This window comes from Trichocoleus sp. FACHB-46, from assembly GCF_014695385.1.
Taxonomy (GTDB): Bacteria; Cyanobacteriota; Cyanobacteriia; order FACHB-46; family FACHB-46; genus Trichocoleus.
The window spans coordinates 1-17575 of the sequence record NZ_JACJOD010000084.1 but is presented as its reverse complement, the minus strand read 5'-3'; the positions used below and the strand labels follow the sequence as shown (position 1 = coordinate 17575).

Annotated in this window: 12 protein-coding genes; 10 read left to right on the top strand and 2 right to left on the bottom strand. The window is 45.0% G+C overall.

The features are described from left to right. Positions 1–95 precede the first annotated feature (95 nt). From H6F72_RS28910 to H6F72_RS28900, 3 genes are all read left to right on the top strand, one after another. Positions 96–716: a recombinase family protein gene (locus H6F72_RS28910; RefSeq protein WP_190443372.1), complete on the top strand. Its 621-nt coding sequence runs from the start codon at positions 96–98 to the stop codon at positions 714–716. Between the two features lie 74 nt (positions 717–790). Next, positions 791–1759: a cyclic GMP-AMP synthase DncV-like nucleotidyltransferase gene (locus tag H6F72_RS28905; RefSeq protein WP_190443370.1), complete on the top strand. Its 969-nt coding sequence runs from the start codon at positions 791–793 to the stop codon at positions 1757–1759. Positions 1760–1782: 23 nt separating this feature from the next. Beyond that, positions 1783–2919: an SAVED domain-containing protein gene (locus H6F72_RS28900; protein ID WP_190443368.1), complete on the top strand. Its 1137-nt coding sequence runs from the start codon at positions 1783–1785 to the stop codon at positions 2917–2919. Positions 2920–3567: 648 nt separating this feature from the next. Here H6F72_RS28900 and H6F72_RS28895 read toward each other — a convergent pair. Continuing rightward, complete coding sequence (locus H6F72_RS28895; RefSeq protein ID WP_190443366.1) at positions 3568–3942, bottom strand: hypothetical protein; 375 nt, start codon at positions 3940–3942, stop codon at positions 3568–3570. Positions 3943–4149: 207 nt separating this feature from the next. Between H6F72_RS28895 and parA the strand changes: the two genes are divergently transcribed. From parA to H6F72_RS28860, 7 genes are all read left to right on the top strand, one after another. After that, on the top strand, positions 4150–4812 hold the full coding sequence (gene parA, locus H6F72_RS28890) for a ParA family partition ATPase (protein ID WP_190443364.1): 663 nt from the start codon (positions 4150–4152) through the stop codon (positions 4810–4812). Between the two features lie 212 nt (positions 4813–5024). Beyond that, the gene (locus H6F72_RS28885; RefSeq protein ID WP_190443362.1) at positions 5025–6482 is read left to right on the top strand and encodes an N-6 DNA methylase; all 1458 of its coding nucleotides are present in this window, start codon (positions 5025–5027) and stop codon (positions 6480–6482) included. Further along, entirely contained in the window at positions 6473–7735 is a 1263-nt protein-coding gene (locus H6F72_RS28880; RefSeq protein ID WP_199299377.1) for a restriction endonuclease subunit S, read from the top strand. The genes H6F72_RS28885 and H6F72_RS28880 overlap by 10 nt, the downstream gene beginning before the upstream one ends. Positions 7736–7909: 174 nt before the next feature. Beyond that, positions 7910–8761 carry a YhcG family protein gene (locus H6F72_RS28875; RefSeq protein WP_199299376.1) on the top strand — a complete coding sequence of 284 codons (852 nt, stop codon included), beginning with the start codon at positions 7910–7912 and terminating at the stop codon, positions 8759–8761. 27 nt (positions 8762–8788) lie between these two features. Beyond that, complete coding sequence (locus H6F72_RS28870; protein WP_370527580.1) at positions 8789–9046, top strand: BrnT family toxin; 258 nt, start codon at positions 8789–8791, stop codon at positions 9044–9046. An 85-nt stretch (positions 9047–9131) separates the two neighbouring features. Continuing rightward, complete coding sequence (gene hsdR / locus H6F72_RS28865) at positions 9132–11480, top strand: EcoAI/FtnUII family type I restriction enzme subunit R (RefSeq protein WP_190443403.1); 2349 nt, start codon at positions 9132–9134, stop codon at positions 11478–11480. A 632-nt stretch (positions 11481–12112) separates the two neighbouring features. Continuing rightward, entirely contained in the window at positions 12113–13825 is a 1713-nt protein-coding gene (locus H6F72_RS28860; RefSeq protein WP_190443360.1) for a hypothetical protein, read from the top strand. 25 nt (positions 13826–13850) lie between these two features. Here H6F72_RS28860 and H6F72_RS28855 read toward each other — a convergent pair. Beyond that, on the bottom strand, positions 13851–17575 hold a 3725-nt coding region (locus H6F72_RS28855), incomplete at its 5' end, for a hypothetical protein (protein ID WP_190443358.1).

Below are 17575 nucleotides of genomic sequence, written 5' to 3'. Positions count from 1 at the left end.
TATAAATTGACGAGGCTGAAACAGCCTGAAATCAGGGTGAGAGTTGTGAGTAAAGACCCTATCAAAAAAGGGTCCTCTCTTGATAGGGTTGAAGCATGACGATTAGAGCTGCTCTCTACTTGCGAGTCTCCACAACTGATAAAGGACAGGAGACAGACAACCAACTGCTGCAACTAAAAGAATTTTGCGATCGCCAAGGTTGGAGCATTGCCTTCACCTATGTTGATCGCGAGTCGGGCCGAAAGGGTAGGCGTGAACGTGGCGATTTTAGCCGCATGTTTGAGGATGCGGGGAAGCGGAAGTTTGATGTCCTAGTGTTTTGGTCGCTCGATCGTTTCAGTCGTGAGGGTATCCGTAAGACGATCGCCTACCTTCAGCAACTCGACCATTTGAAAGTGAAATTTAAGAGCTACACTGAGCCGCTACTTGATACAGAAAATGAATTGGTAGCTCATATTGTGCTTGGAGTCTTGGCCTACCTTGCTCAGCAAGAAGCAGTGAAAATTTCAGAGCGAACCAAGGCAGGGCTGCAACGAGTCCGAGTGCAGGGGAAAACACTTGGCAGGCCAGATGGCTTTGAGCAGTGGAAGGACCAGCTAGTTAACATGAGTGCTGCTGGCTACTCGCAGGGACGAATTGCCCGCGAAACGGGCTTAGCTTACAACACTGTAAAAAATTACCTAGCCAGAATTTCTATCAAAAACAGAGTGACCTGATTTTTACCTCACTTGCCCCGAATATTGATGTCGTCAAACTGAATTAACACTTAAGGAAATAGAAGATTAAAACTATGGCAAACTTACAATCTCAATTTGAAAGGTTTCATAATATCATCAAAATTGATTTTGATGATAGTAAACCATTGCGTGAAAAACGAGATTTAATTGTCAATAACCTGAGAGACGGGCTTAAAAAGCTTATCCCCATATCCACACCTAGTTTTAGCCCTTTCAACCAAGGAAGTTATGATTTAGCGACAGGAGTAGAACCACTTAAAGGAGAAGACTATGATATCGACGTAGGTATTATTTTAAATTTCTCAAGGTTTCTTTACAAGCCAGTTGAAATCAAAGAACTGGTTTGTAGCGCTTTGCAAATAGGACAAAGAAAAGTTGAGATAAAAAGACCTTGCGTAAGAGTTCAATACTTACAAAACGGTGAAAAAAGATTCCATGTTGATTTAGCTATTTATTCTACTGATATAGACCGTCAAGGAAATGAAATAAATTATATTGCAAAGGGTTTTCCAGGTTCATACGAGGATAAGAAGATTTGGGAATTATCAGAACCGTTTAAACTCAAAACGCTTTTAAGATCAAAGTTTAGCAATGATTTGGATAGATATCAGTTTCGCAGAACTATAAGGTATCTGAAGCGTTGGAAGGATTATATTTTTACATCAACGGGAGCGGGACGGCCAACAGGAATAGCTTTAACCGCCTGTTGTTATAACTTTTTTATACCGCAAAAAAGTTATGTTTATAACTATCAGAATTATCAATATAACGATTTACTAGCATTGCAAAATGTTGTAAGTGGGATGATCAGCACTTTTGATGATGACCAAATAAGTGTAATGCTTCCAGTTCAACCATATAATGATCTTTTTGAAAAAATGACTAGAAGGCAAATGAGAGAGATGAAGTTGAGGTTAATTTATTTTCAGATTGTCTTAAACAATGTGATACATGAATATGATATTTCAACGGCATGCTATAAGTTGCAAGGAGTTTTAGGTGATGATTTTCCATCAATTTAACGATTTTCTTACTAGTTCAAAAAATGGCCAGAAAAAGTATCCCAGAAACAATAAAGTTACAGCTTTGGGTTAGAGCCGCAGGACGTTGTGAATTCAAAGGGTGTAACACACCACTTTGGCATAACGGCTTAACTCTAAGCGATGGTAATTTCGCAGAATTTGCACATATTATTGGTTCAAGCAAAGATGGTCCACGGGGCACAGACCAGTCAGAAGAGTTACAAATAGACTTTTCTAATCTAATGCTTCTATGCCAACGATGCCACAAAGAAATAGACAGTTACCCAGAAAGATATCCAGTTGGACTGTTACTTGGTTGGAAGCAAGAACACGAGAATAGAATAGAAATACAAACAAGTTATCCAGAGGATATACATAAATCAACTGTATTTATCTTTTGCGTAAATATTGGCTGTAGGAATGTTCCTATTAACTTTGAAGCAGTTAGAAATGCAATGTTTCCAAAGTTTCCAGCAGACCCAAAAGGAATAAAGATAGAAGAAAACTACTTTGATAGGCTCAGTACACCTGAGCAGTGGCAAATATTTGCAGAGTCTAGAATTAGGCGTAGGGTTCTTAGACTTCTAGAGGAGGGTATCGACGATGTAAAAATCAAACATCTTTCTATATTCGGAATAGCACCTATGCCTTTATTAATGTATTTAGGCCAGTGTATAGGTGATACCATTCCAGCAGATATATATCAATCTCATAGAAATATTGAAGATACAAGTAAAACTTGGTCTTGGCAAGAAGAGATAAGCGTTGAACAACTTTACTCTGTCTCTTGCGATCTCGACAAAAAAGGTGAAACTGTATTACTCAAGCTGGCACTTAGCGATTCTATTCAGCTCGATAAATATGAAGCTTTAATTTCGGACAGTTGTAGCGTCTATCAAATAACTATTTCTAGCCCTTCACCACACTTTCTAAAGTCTAAAAGACAGTTGGAAATCTTTAGTTATGAATACCGAAAACTACTTAACGAAATTCAAGCAAATCACGGTAAAAACTGCAAAATCTTTATTTTGCCAGCAGTCCCTGTATCAATAGCAGTAGAATGTGGCAGAGTTATCTTACCCACGAAAGATCCTGAAATCTATGCTTGTGAATATTATGCTGATAAGGGAGAATTTCAGATTGTACTTAGAATAAACTAAATTCGTTGCTCTGCAAATATTACCTGCCAAGAAGTTTATTGGTAGCAGTTAGGAGTATCTTTAAGGATTTAATCTTTTAATCAGTTGCAGAGGTATTGGTGTCCGGTGATTGAGACCGTTACACTGCTCTATCCAACCAGAGCGATTGATGCACTCCACTAATTGAGATACTGTTGATATTCCAGCTATTGAGAATCTTTACAGCTCCTGCTACCAGAAAGCTTCAGGCTATAAATCCCTACCTTGGGGTAGTAGGGGTCCTTCTTGAAATTTAGAGGGATCTCTGCTTATATTTAGGCAAAGTTTAGGCGAGCAAAGTAAAGCACTCTCTACAACCTATAGCTAGAGAGCGCTTTATTATTTCCATGAAAGGACTGCAAATCCTTTACCTCAATTCAAGCTTGCAAATACTCGGTCATTTGTTTTACATCTGCTGCACCTGAACAACAATATTGCTTGTAGCGTTTAATAACTGTAAATCAACTCGTCTCCAAATTAACGTCTCAGTTCCTCGTACGATTGATGAGTTTGGTTACAGTCGAGCCTGCAAGAGAGTGTTTCTGAGAGGAGGCTTTGTCTTCACTATGAAAGGGTATTTAAGATTATGAGTATTCAAATACTCTAAAAATATAAATAGTATATACAGTTTTAACTATTTATATTTTTTGTGATTGGCCTGCCTGTTTTGACCTTCTCCAAATTGCTTATAATCCTTATCAGCTCCTCTTCCGGCATTTCTAATAAGGCGTGAAGTCCCGCTCGGATGACTTCGCTTTTGGTTGCGTTAAAGGCCGAGTTGAGGCAGCGTTGTCGAATGGCGGCGATTAGCTCATAGTCTCCGGAAGGCAAAGTGAAGCTGTCTCGAATCACCCTCTCCGGGCTCTGCTCTTTTACTTCAGGTGTAGAGGCCATAGGTTGGCTATTAGATGGAAGTTTGTCTCCTAGTAAGCTTTCAGCTTTTTCAAAACGACTTTTCACTGCTTGATCTTCTGCCTGAAGAGAAGTAGTGAGTGCTGACTTCATACTTTTTCTAACCATTGATCAGCTCCGTTGTAATGCTTTGGTTTCTCAGAATTCTCAGTCAGCAGTGAAGCAGTATAAATCGTATAAAGTGTTTATATAGTTAAAAGGCTTTGTTTTCAGGAGCAACTATGCAAGAATTCAAAGCAAGTAAATAGTATAAAAGATTTTAACCGTAAAAACTGTATAAATCGTTTATAGGGTTTGGTCATGGTAGCTAAGATTATTGCTGTCGCTAACCAAAAGGGTGGTTCAGGGAAAACGACGGTTAGTATGCAGCTTGCTGGGGCGATCGCTCGTCGAGGTGATAGGGTGTTGGTAGTCGATGCAGATCCGCAGGGTACGGCGACCCGCTGGGCAGCTTCGGCAGAAGATAATCATCCGTTTCCTGCTTCTGTAGTTGGGTTAAGTGCTGCTAATGAGAAGGTGCATCGGGAGGTAAAGAAGTTTATTGATGATTACGGCTATATCATCATTGACTGCCCTCCGGCAGCTGATTCGCCAGTTCCTCAAAGTGCCCTGCTCATTGCTGATTTAGTTTTAGTGCCAATCATCCCGTCGCCATTGGACATGTGGGCAGCGGTTGGTATACGTCAGGTGATTTTCAATGTAGGTGACATCAACGAAGGGTTAAAGTCTCGACTTGTTCTCAACCAATGCCAGCCAAACACAACAATGACCCAAGAAACTTTAGAGGTCTTACCAGAGTTTGGAATCGAGCTTGCTACAACTCAAATTCGGCATCGCCAGGTTTATCGACAATCAGCGGTGTTTGGGCAGACGGTTCATGATTTTGGTGGCAAAGCATCGGCGGCGATCGCAGAAGTAGAAGACCTAACTAGCGAGGTCTTCAAGATTTTAGGCAGCAAGTAGCGTTGCTGGAATCAACGTTGTAGAGGCGATCGCCTCCATCGCAGCCCTGTACTTATAAACAGTTTATATAGTTTATTTAGTTAATACTATATATATTGTAATAACGATATATGACGTAGATTTTTTGGCTGATAGGCGATCGCCTAAAATTGAAGATCATTTCTAGATAAAACCTAGTATTCAGAGCCTCTAAGAGTTGTCAAAAGGATTCGATGTTCGAGCAAACTTTCAAAAATATTGATGACGTTCTGTGGAAGGAGGCAGGTTGCACCACAGAGTTAGACTATACGGAGCAAACTTCCTGGCTACTATTTCTGAAGTATTTGGATGACCTGGAGCATGAGAAGGCGTTAGAAGCCGAGCTACTGGGTAAGCCTTACACCTTTATTCTGGATGAAGAGCATCGGTGGTCGTCCTGGGCTGCGCCAAAGAAGGCGGATGGCAGTATGGATCACGACAATGCGCTGATCGGCGATGACTTAATTGATTATGTGAACCGCAAGCTATTCCCCTACCTCCAAGGCTTTAAGCTGCGAGCAACCAGCCCAGACACAATCGAATACAAGATTGGGGAAATTTTCAGCGAGATCAAGAACCGATTTCAGAGCGGCTATAGTCTGCGGGATGCGCTGGAGTATATCGATGAGTTGCGGTTTCGATCGCAGCAGGAGAAGCATGAGCTATCTCACCTGTATGAAGCCAAGATTCGGAATATGGGCAATGCGGGACGCAATGGGGGTGAGTATTACACGCCGCGTCCGCTGATTCGCGCCATGATTCGGGTGGTGAAGCCAGAGATTGGGAACCGCATCTACGACGGAGCCTGCGGGTCTGCCGGGTTCTTGTGCGAGAGCTATGACTATCTGCGCCAAGGCAAACTCACCACGAAACAGCTTGAGCAGCTTCAGACCAGCACGTTTACAGGTAAGGAGAAGAAGAGCCTTGCCTATGTGATTGCCATCATGAACATGATTCTGCATGGCATTGATGCGCCCAATATCATTCACACCAACACGCTGACGGAAAACCTTAGCGACATCCAGGACAAAAACCGCTTCGATGTGATCCTGGCTAATCCGCCCTTTGGCGGCAAAGAGCGCAAGGAAATTCAGCAAAACTTCCCGATCAAAACTGGGGAAACTGCCTTTTTGTTTTTGCAGCACTTCATCAAAATGCTGAAGGTCGGTGGCAGAGCCGCAGTGGTGATCAAAAATACGTTCCTGTCGAATTCGGACAATGCATCCCGTGCCCTGCGTCAGGAACTTCTCAGCAGTTGCAATCTCCACACCATTTTGGATTGTCCGAGTGGGACGTTTATCGGAGCAGGAGTTAAAACGGTGGTGCTGTTCTTTGAGAAAGGGACACCCACTCAAAAAATTTGGTACTACCAACTTGATCCGGGGCGGAACATGGGCAAAACTAACGCCCTGAATGATGAGGATCTATGCGAGTTTGTGGAACTACAAGCCACGTTTGCAAAAACTAAAAAATCATGGCTGGTGGATATTGCCGATGTGGTACGGGAGTCGTTTGATCTGTCGGTGAAGAACCCTAATAAAGCAGAGGAATCACCACTCCGAGAGCCGCAAGAAATTATGGACGAGATCGCGGCATTGGATATGGAAAGCGCAGAAATTTTGGCTGGAATTGAGGAGATGGTATGCCGTTGAAGATTACTAATGGGCAGCTACCAGAGGGCTGGGTTGAGAAGAAGTTTGGTGAAATTGCCCTTCTCAATCGTGGTCATAATCCACCTAAAAGTAAATTTATTCACCAACCCAAAAAAGGCTACGTTAGGTTTTACCAAATTCGAGATGGCAAGAGTGACAACTATGAGGTGTATGTTCCCGATACTCCTCAGCTACATAAAGTGGAACCTGATGATATTTTAATGGTGGCTTATCGACACATTGGTAGAGTCTTTAGAGGTGCTAGCGGGGCATTTAACGTAGCTCTATGCAAAATCACCAATAAAGATCGTTCCATTCTTGATGATGATTATCTTTTCTACATAATCCCGACCGAATTTGTTCGTGGTGAATTAATGAAGCAAGCTGAACGCTCATTAATTCCATCAATGTCGGTAAAGCACCTCGCAGAGATAAAAATTCCAGTTCCACCTCTTTCTGAACAAAAGCGGATTGTAGCGATTTTGAATGAGGCATTTGAGGGAATCGATCGCGCGATCGCCAACACCGAAAAGAACCTCACCAACGCCCGCCAACTCTTTGAAAGCTATCTAAATGCCATCTTCACCCAGAAAGGTGATGGATGGGAAGAGAAGAAAATAGAAGATGTCTGCGAGTCCATCATTGATTGTGTTAACAAAACGGCTCCAGTAATTGATGAACCATCGCCTTTTAAGATGATTCGCACTACTAATGTTCGTGGTGGTTATGTCAATCTAGATTCTGTGAGGTATGTCACTGAAGAAACTTATCGTCAATGGACAAGACGGCAAATCCCTAAACGAGGAGACGTTCTACTAACTCGGGAAGCCCCAATGGGAGAAGTTGGAATGCTTCTCACGAATGATCATGTTTTTTTAGGGCAACGTATTGTCTCCTATCGAACTGATTCAAGCAAGCTAGATAACAGATTTTTGCTGTATGCATTTCAATCTAACGGATTGCAGAGTCAAATCAAAGCATTTGCATCAGGCTCAACTGTTCAACATATGAGAGTTCCCGATACAAAGATTTTGCGGATTGCTGTGCCTTCACTTTCAATACAAAGACAAGTCGTTCAGAAACTCGATACTTTGCTTTTCCAAACTCAACGTCTCGAAGCCATCTATCGACAAAAACTTTCTGCCCTCAACGAACTCAAACAATCCATCCTGCAAAGAGCTTTTACAGGCGAACTCACCGCAGACACCGCTAACCAGGCAACAAAAGCCGCTAAAGAGGTCGTTGCTGCATGAGCAATGACCTGTCTCAACCAAGTGATCTCCTGTTTCAAGAAATTGGGCAGCTCATTGATGCCGCAAAACACCGCGCTGCTGCTGCCATCAATGCCGAGATTACCCTGTTGTATTGGCAGGTCGGCAACCGCATCCAGACCGAAGTGCTGCAAGGGGAACGAGCAAAGCAAACAGGTGATTCTTGCCCTCTCCCAACGGCTTACCCAGGCTTACGGCAAAGGCTGGGGCGAACGGCAACTGCGCTACTGCATTCTGCTGGCAGACGTTTTCCCCAATCGCGAGATTCTGCATACAGTGTGTGCAAAATTAAGCTGGTCGCACATCAAGCTAATTCTGGGCATCGAAGATCCCCTGAAACGCGACTTCTACATTGAGATCACCCAACTCGAACAATGGAGCGTCCGCCAGCTTCAAGAGCGGATTAACTCCATGCTATTCGAGCGCACCGCCCTTTCCCGCAAACCCGAAGACACCATTCGCCACGACCTGGATCAACTGCGCCAGGAGCGACGAATCTCACCCGACCTCCTGCTCAAAGATCCCTACGTCCTGGATTTTCTGGATTTGAGCGATCGCTATCTCGAAAAAGACCTCGAAGATGCCATCCTTCGAGAAATCGAGCAATTCTTGCTAGAACTAGGTGCCGGCTTTACCTTTGTTGCCCGTCAAAAGCGGCTACAAATCGACAACGACGACTTTTACATCGACCTGCTGTTCTATAACCGTAAACTCAAGCGCCTTGTCGCCATCGAGCTCAAGCTGGGTGCCTTCCGTCCTGAACACAAAAGCCAGATGGAGCTTTACCTGCGCTGGCTAGCCAAATATGAACAAGAGAGCGATGAACTCCCGCCACTGGGAATCATCTTATGTGCAGGCAAAAAGCAAGAACAGATCGAACTTCTAGAACTCGATAAAAGTGGCATCCACATCGCCGAATACTTGACCGTGCTTCCGCCAAAAGAAGTACTGCAAACCAAACTGCATGAAGCGATCGCCACTGCCCGCCGTCGCTTGCGATCCTCCTAAGATGATCCATTATGAACAAACATAACCGTGTTTGAATATGACGAAAAGAAGAGTCAATCCAACCTCACCAAACACGGGATTGATTTTGTGGAAGCACAAAAGCTATGGAATGACCCCAACCTGATAGAAATTCCCGCTAGAACCCAGGACGAGCTAAGGTTTTTGATCGTAGGTAAGATAGAAAACAAGCATTGGTCAGCGGTCATCACCTACCGGGATCAGAACATTCGGATTATCTCCGTCCGTCGATCGCGCATAGAAGAGGTTTCCCTGTATGAAAGCTGAAGAATTTGACCGAAGATTTGATGCGGGTGAAGACATTATTCACGCACTTGACCTATCCAAAGCTAAGCGCTATCAACAACCCTACGTGAATGAAGCTGAGACCCGCGCCGAACTGATTGATCCTGCCTTAAAAAATGTAGGCTGGGGGGTCGTGGAAGGTAGCCGTATTCGCCGGGAGGTTATCGCTCCTGGTCGTTTGGTGGGTGGTGGTAAACGCGCTCAACCAGATATCGCAGATTATGTGCTAGTCTATCGTGGTGAAAAATTGGCGGTCATCGAGGCTAAAAAGCGCAGTGCACTGGGCACCGAAGGCGTTGGGCAGGCTAAAAAGTATGCTGAGAAACTAGAAATCCGGTTCGCCTACTCCACCAACGGCGACAGCATCTACCAGATTGATATGCGTACTGGGGCAGAAGGCTACATCAGCCAATATCCCAGCCCGGACGATTTGTGGAATGACACCTTTAGCGAAGCCAATGAATGGCGGGATCGCTTTGCCGATATTCCCTTTGAAACCCGTAGCGGCACTTGGGAAACCCGTTACTATCAGCACAATGCCATCAAACATGTTTTAGAAGCCATTGCAGAGGGGCACGACCGCATTTTGCTGACAATGGCAACTGGGACAGGCAAAACCCTCGTCGCCTTCCAAATTAGCTGGAAACTGTTTCAAAGCCGCTGGAATCTCAGCCGCCAACCCACCCGTCGACCTCGCATTTTGTTTTTGGCAGACCGCAATATTCTCGCCAATCAAGCCTACAACGCCTTCTCTGCCTTCCCCGATGATGCCCTGGTGCGAATCGACCCCGAAATCATCAAGAAACGGGGCAGAGTACCCAAAAACGGCAGCGTCTTCTTCACCATTTTCCAGACCTTCATGGCTGGACAAGACGCGGCAGGCAACCCCGTTCCCAACTTCGGCGACTACCCCCCCGACTTCTTCGACTTCATCATCATTGATGAATGCCACCGGGGCGGAGCCAGCGACGAAAGCACTTGGCGCGACATCCTGGAATATTTCTCGCCAGCGGTACAGCTAGGTCTCACCGCCACCCCCCGACGTGCGAACAACGCCGATACCTACGCCTATTTTGGCGATCCGGTCTACACCTATGCCCTCAAAGACGGCATCAACGATGGCTTCCTTACTCCCTTCAAAGTCACGCAGATCGATACAACCCTAGATGAATACATCTACAGCACCGAGGACGAACTGATTGAAGGAGCGATTGACGAGGGCAAAGTCTACACCGAAGCCGACTTCAACCGCATCATCGAGATTGCCGATCGCGAACGCTACCGAGTGCAGTTGTTTATGGAAGCGATCGACCAAAATCAAAAGACCTTGGTTTTCTGCGCCACCCAAGACCACGCCCTTGCCGTGCGCGATTTAATCAACCAGATGAAAGTCAGCACTGAGCCAAATTATTGCGTCCGTGTCACTGCTAACGACGGCAAACTTGGCGAACAGCACCTCAGCACCTTTCAAGACAACGAAAAAAGCATTCCTACCATTCTCACCACGTCCCAAAAGCTTTCGACCGGGGTTGATGCTCGGAACGTTCGCAATGTCGTCCTGATGCGACCGATCAATTCCATGATTGAGTTTAAGCAAATCATCGGTCGCGGTACTCGGCTGTTTGAAAGCAAAGACTACTTCACCATTTATGACTTCGTCGAAGCCTACAAACACTTCAACGACCCTGAATGGGATGGCGAACCTCAAGAGCCTGTGCAAGTTACCTCACGGCAAACTCGGCAATCAGCCAGTGGAAAAGACAAACCACTAAGCGCAGGCCCTTTTGCCGAGGGCAATGAAGACGCAGAACCACCCCGTCGCCCTCAAGTTATCAAAATCAAGCTAGCTGACGGTAAAGAGCGTACCTTTCAGCATCAAATCTCTACTAGTTTCTGGAGCCCTGATGGCAAGCCCATGACCGCAGCCGAATTTGTAGAACGGCTGTTTGGTGAAATTCCAGAGCTGTTTAGAGACGAGAGCGAGCTACGCACAATCTGGAGTCGTCCAGACACTCGGAAAGCCCTCTTAGAAGGGTTGGCAGAAAAAGGCTATGGCACAGAACAACTCACCGAAATTAGCCGCCTGATTGATGCTGAGAAAAGCGACTTGTATGACGTGCTGGCTTACATTGCCTATGCAGCAGCCCCGATCAGTCGTCGCGAGCGTGTGATCGCCCACAAAGCCCTGATCTTCTCCCGATATTTTGGCAAACAGCAGGAATTTTTAGACTTTGTTCTAGATCAGTACATCAAGGAAGGCGTAGGTGAACTCGATCAGGGCAAGTTGCCGCAACTGCTAGACCTGAAATATCACGACCTGAGGGATGCGATCGCTGATTTAGGCAGCGTGAGTGATATTAAAACCGTCTTCATTGGTTTCCAAGCTTACTTGTACGCCCAAGAAGGAGCAGCATGATGCGCTGGATGGCGATCGCTGTCAGTTCATTTCTTTCATTGGATTGAAAATAGAGGCGATCGCTGGGTGGATCAGGTAAACTACTCTTCAAGTTACTTAAAAACGGAGGAAACCAGTGACTGTAGGGATACGAAACGTGTCGTCACGGAAAAGGAGGTAAAGATGTCTCATGAATACTAAAAACCAAAAACCCCAACTGCGGTAACAGAAGGGGTTCGGAGGTTTTTTATTATCAGTTCGGAATAGAGGGGACTTTAACTTCTGTGCTTTCCCGGCGCTTAGTTAGGTCACCCACTCTGCCATGTGTCTATATTACGGTCATTTCGCAAAAGGTGACAAGCCTCTTGGACCGTTTTTACTGATAAATGGCTCTCTATTCCTCTCTACATCAGGGATGGAGCGCATCAAAACAAAACGAAAAATTCTCGGCTTCCAAGCCAATCTTAGAGAAAACTTAGCTGTTCTCAATCTGCGCGATCGCTCCCTCCCTGTCCAACCGTTACTTCGGGACAGAGAGACCATGCATAGCCATACCCCTCGTCACTATCACCTGCACCAGCAGTGTGACCAGTCGTACTTACTCACTTTGCATTCTCTGTCCCCTTGCCCCCACCGGACTAGAGAGTTGCATCATGCCACGCAAACAAACACCTGCCTGTGGAAGTCAGGCGATTGCCCCAAAGCTCGCTCGTCAGCGTTTATCAGAACCCCTGCCCCGCGAACCTTTAGGCCAGCGCTTGTGCCAGCTCTTCCCCTACCCCTGGCAAGCGATCGTCGCTCCCACCCCCATCGATGCCAGTCAAAAACCTGCTTGGCAAACCCTCACGCAGTACCCCCTCAAACCCCGTAGTCTCTGGACCTACTGGCAAGATGCTGCTCAGCTCGTTGGTGTCCGCTTCGGTCCCACCACCACCTATGGCCTCATCGACCTCGACGCCCTCAGCCTGCATCATCCCACCCGTGATCGCCAAGCCCTCATCACCCTCCGAGGTGCCCTCGCCAGCATCGGCATTCACCAAACCGTTTTGCTGCGCTCTAGCTGGAACGGTGGCCTCCATCTCTACATCCCCCTACCTGAAGCCGTCCCCACCTTCGGCCTCGCTGTCGCCCTGAAGCACTGCCTGGAAGCTCACCACCTACCCTTGCAAGCAGGGCAACTGGAAGTCTTCCCCAACGTCAAGCGCTACAGCAAAGCCGGAGAATACAGCGAGTACAACGCCCATCGCCTGCCCCTGCAACCCAGCAGTGGTTCCGTTCTCCTCGGTGACACCCTGCAACCTCTGGCCAGCGATTTGTCCTCCTTCTTCCAGCAGTGGGACCAAGCCGTAACAGCCCAAGACCTAGAGCAACTGCATCAAGCGATCGCCGCAGCCAAGAAGCAACATCAATACCGCTCCTACAACCGCCGTAGCAACACTACCCTCTGGCAGCAAGAACTAGAAACTGAAATGGAACAAGGGTGGACAGGACCCGGACAAACGAACCACCTGCTCAAAACCATCGGCTGCTACGGTGTCATCTTCCAATCTCTCTCCGGTGCTGCCTTAGCCCATTACATCGAACGCACCGCCATCAACAGCCTTGGCTATCGAGAGTGGTGCCAACACCAGCACGAAATCAGCCGTCGCGCTCAAGAATGGGCTACCGCTGTAGAAAACTATTACTGGCCCCTGGGCACCGCTCCTAAGCGCGATCGCACCCTTCGACTCCCCAATGCTGCTAACAACATCGTCAACTTCAACCAGAAGCGAGCCGAAGAAGCTCAAACCCGAATCAAACAAGCTGTCCTTGAACTGGGCCAACAAGGACAGCTACCCGATCGTCCCACCGCTCGAGCCGAGGCGATCGCCTCTTTGGCACGGTGCAGCCACAGCACTTTGCAGAAGTACAAAGAGCTGTGGCATCCCGAATTGTATGTAATAGAGCCACCAGAGCCAGTTACAGCCACATTGTCAGCTCCAGCAGCAGAACCAACCAAAGTGCTAGAAGAATCTCCTAGAGGGGAATTACACACCTTTGCCTATATGAAGGGTGGGGGGGCTGATGGTGTTTTAGAAAAACAAATAAACTCCGGTGGGGAGGGTCCAGGGAGGGGAAAAGTGAGTTTTCCACAACCTGTGCCTTTAGCTCCTGCAATCGCTTGTAATGACCTTAGTGATGTGATTATCGGGATTCAAATCCAAATTGCTCGGCTAGGCTGGACTGTGGAGCAAGCCCACCAATTCATAGCTGATAACTTTCAGGGTAAGCGCAGAAGCCAGCTTATGGATGATGAATTGATAGGCTTGCTGTATCGGTTGAGGACGCGATCGCTCAGTAGCACTAGAGAGAATTACTTTACTTAATGTTACTGTCTTGGCTTCGGCAGCATCAGCTAAGGAATAGACTGTTGTTGATTCTATTCATAACTTTAATCGCCTCAGCAATCTGCCTCATATTGTCAGAAACTACATAGTGCTCACGTCGTGTTGCCACAGAGTGGTGCTCACAGTAAGCCATACTTTCCTCTTCAGCAGGCGTGAGTTTGTCTGCCGTGTAAGTAGTTAACATGGTTCGGAAACTGTTAGGAGTTACAGGAACGACCTCTGCTCTGTCGAGGTGAGGAGTAAATTTGATAAAAATATTTTCAACAAGCTGTGTGAAATCTAATTGCTCCAAAGCTTTCCCAGAGTACAAACCACAAAATACGAAATCATGATTTGGTTTTAGAGCAGCTCGCCAACCTAGCCGCTGCCCTTGCTCATCAATATGGCCCTGCCATTGAGCATTGTCTCCCCTGTAGTATTGGGGCCACTTGCCAGCTTCATCCTCTAGACCGAAGAACCACATTTCCAGGTATTCATAAAAGGTCTTACCATCGCAGAAGTGTTGATTAGGGAGGGGATACCAAAAGGGACCGAAACGCTCAGCAGTTTTGAAGTCATAGACCGCAAGCCACCATTGAGCTTGGCTTGGATTTGCCATTTGGTCTCTTGGGGTGAAAAGCTCACCTCGAAAGTCTCCCCATAAAAGAAAGATGCCGTCTATAGTCTCATTGATTCTGATAGACCGACGAAACTGAAGGCGTCGATAGGTCTGTTGCCGATCACTGGGGATTAGCGCGAGCATCAACAAGATCAAAGTTTTTTCGAGATTACGAGCAATAGCCGTTAGCTTTTTTGGTCGAAGATACAATTTCTCAGGTTCTTTGGAAACAATTTCAACGTTATGCCGTAAATCAGCTTGCTTCCGTTGCATCTCAATAACCTGAATTGTTTCTTCCCAAGTTATGCATCGAGCTGCAACACGTGCTTGACGCTTCCTCTTGTCATGAATAAATTCGCTTCTTTTCTCTTTTAACTTATTAATAATAAAAATATCTGAAAAATCCGATCGCAAAGTTTCATTATGATAGAGAAACTTAGCTACATTGATAAATGAATTTAATCTAAGCAATTTTGTACCTTTAGCTAATCCCTCCTCCGAAACTGTTGTTTGATCAAGCCAGTCAAAGTATGAGTCAAGTAGATTTATTAAGTCTTCGGATTTTTTCTGGATCTGTTGCTGAGCCAATCCTTCAAGAGTAATGATTCCTCTCTCGAGTTCTTCTGACGAGAAAGTGGTTTCCTGTTGATTAAATAAGATTTTAAGAGAAGAAATGGTATTGCTCTCATTGAAATTGAGCTGTACAAAGGGAACTAAGCTAGTTAGTCTGAGGTCTGATAAAGGAGTTCCTTGAATCCGATGTAAAAACCCAAGAATGTGCTTGACTCTCCAAATAACTTTCTGAGCACCACCTAAATGGATAACGTAATTTTCAAATGAATCTAGTTCGTTACATAAGTCTTGATTAGCTAGGATCTTGGCTCCATTTACTTCAATAAAGTCTGACTCAAAAATACCTAAACTCACATGATTATTATTTACTGTTTTTGGGGAAATACCTGAAATTTTCTCCTCAGTTGGAATAACTTTTTTGTTGAAAGCTCGGCAATTTTTGACTTCTTGCATATAAGTAGCAGTATGCTTTGGACACTCTAACCACTTTTGCTTTTCACAAAACTCTAAAAACTTTCGGACGTAACTACGGTTTTTACTAATACCCCTAACATCTACTTTCAACTTCTTGCAACCTTCCTCTACAGCACTTAAAAGATTGTTAAGTCGTTGGAGAGGGATAGTTTTTAGAAAATCTTTTGATTCGTTTGTAGTTTTTTTTCCTTTGCGAGGTTTAGGCCCACCTAATCCAATAACTCCATATCGTTCTACGGCAGTTCTTAACATTGATAATCTATTTTTATCACAGCTACTTCCATAGATATCTATAGCTTCGAGGATCGAACTAGGTTTACTCCCTTGCAACAAGTTCTGTAATGCACCCTTCGCTTCTTGAATCCTTTTAGGTACCAATTCATCTGTTATGAACAAGCTTTGGTTAATGCGATCCATTACCTTAATGGCTTCAGTGATCTGGCGCATGTTATTGAAGAGCGTGTAGCTGGTTCGGCGCTTTTCAATGGAGTGATGCTCACAGTAAGCCATACTAGCTTCCTCAGCTGCAGTTAGTCTGCCTGCCGTATAAGTAGCTAACATAGTCCGAAAACTGTGAGGAGTGACAGGGACAATTTCCCCGTTCTTTAGTCTTGGAGTGAATTCTATGAATATCTGCTTTACCAAGCTACAAAAGCTATCTTTATCATGAGGAGTTTGCGTCCTGCGCATTGAAAAGGCGAAATCGTGATTCGGTTCTAGAGCAGCTCGCCAACCTAATCGCTGCCCTTGCTCATCAATATGGCCCTGCCATTGAGCATTGTCTCCCTTGTAGTATTGGGGCCACTTGTCAGCTATATCTTCTAGGCCAAAGAACCACATTTCTAAGTATTCATAAAAGGTCTTACCATCACGGAATTGTTGATTAGGGAGAGGATACCAAAAAGGACCGAAGCGCTCAACAGTTTTGAAGTCATAGACCGCAAGCCACCATTGAGCTTGGCTTGGATTTGCCATCTGGTCTCTTGGGGTAAAAACCTCGCCTCGAAAGTCTCCCCATAGAAGAAAGACGCCGTCTGTAATCTCATTGATTCTGATAGACCGACGAAACTGAAGGCGTCGATAGGTCTGCTGCCGATCGCTGGGAATTAATATCATTAAAAATAGAATGATGATTTTCTGCAGTTCGCTAGCAATACTTCTGGATGAACGTTTAACGGGGTAAATCCCGTGTTTTTTGAAATGAGGTACGCCATGTCTAAAATCTGCTTTCTCTCTCTGCATTTCGACGATCACAACGGCTTCTTCCCACTCTAAACAGCGAGTAGAAATTTGTTGCTTTTGCTTTTTTTCACTTACTTTTAATTGATTGCGTTTTTCCTTTAGCTTTTGGATTAAGTGAATATCTTTGAAAACCTTTGAATCACTTTGCGATTTATATAAAAATTTTGCAATGTATATAAGAGATGTAATGTAAGAACGCTTCGTACTGATAGCTAACCCTTTTTCAGCACCTAGCTTTACTCGGTTTTGATCTGCCCAGCTAAAAAAGCTATCAATCCACGTGAGTAGTTCTACAGTTTGGTGTTGAATACGTCGCTGAGCTAATCGTTGCTCAATCAATAGATGGTTCTGAACTAACTCTAGATACTTAAAGGAGTTAGTCTCCGAGTCCTGCAATCTCAGTTTGTCTAAGATATCTCTTTCAAAATATTTCAGCTTGGTGAAAGGTACTAAACTACTAAGGCTTAATTGATCAAGAGCTATGTCTTGAATATGATAGATATATCCAAGCATTAGAAAAATTTCTTGGAATATTCTCTCGGTTTTTACGGGGTGACAATACTCTTCAAAATCTTGTAATTCTTTTTGTAATAATTGATTGCCTAAGGTATGATATTTAATAAAAATGTATTCAACTCCTTTAACATACCCTACGCATTTATAGGCTAAAACCCATACACTTTGTTGAATATTGATGGGAAGATTAGTTAAATGTGTAACAGTGTAATCTCCTGGCTGTGTTCCTAACCCGTAGTTTGCTGAACGTTTAATGCCAGTCGAAGAGACTTGATAAATCCTCTTTTGGCCACCTACTGCTTTAAAGCGATAGAATTCACTAGATC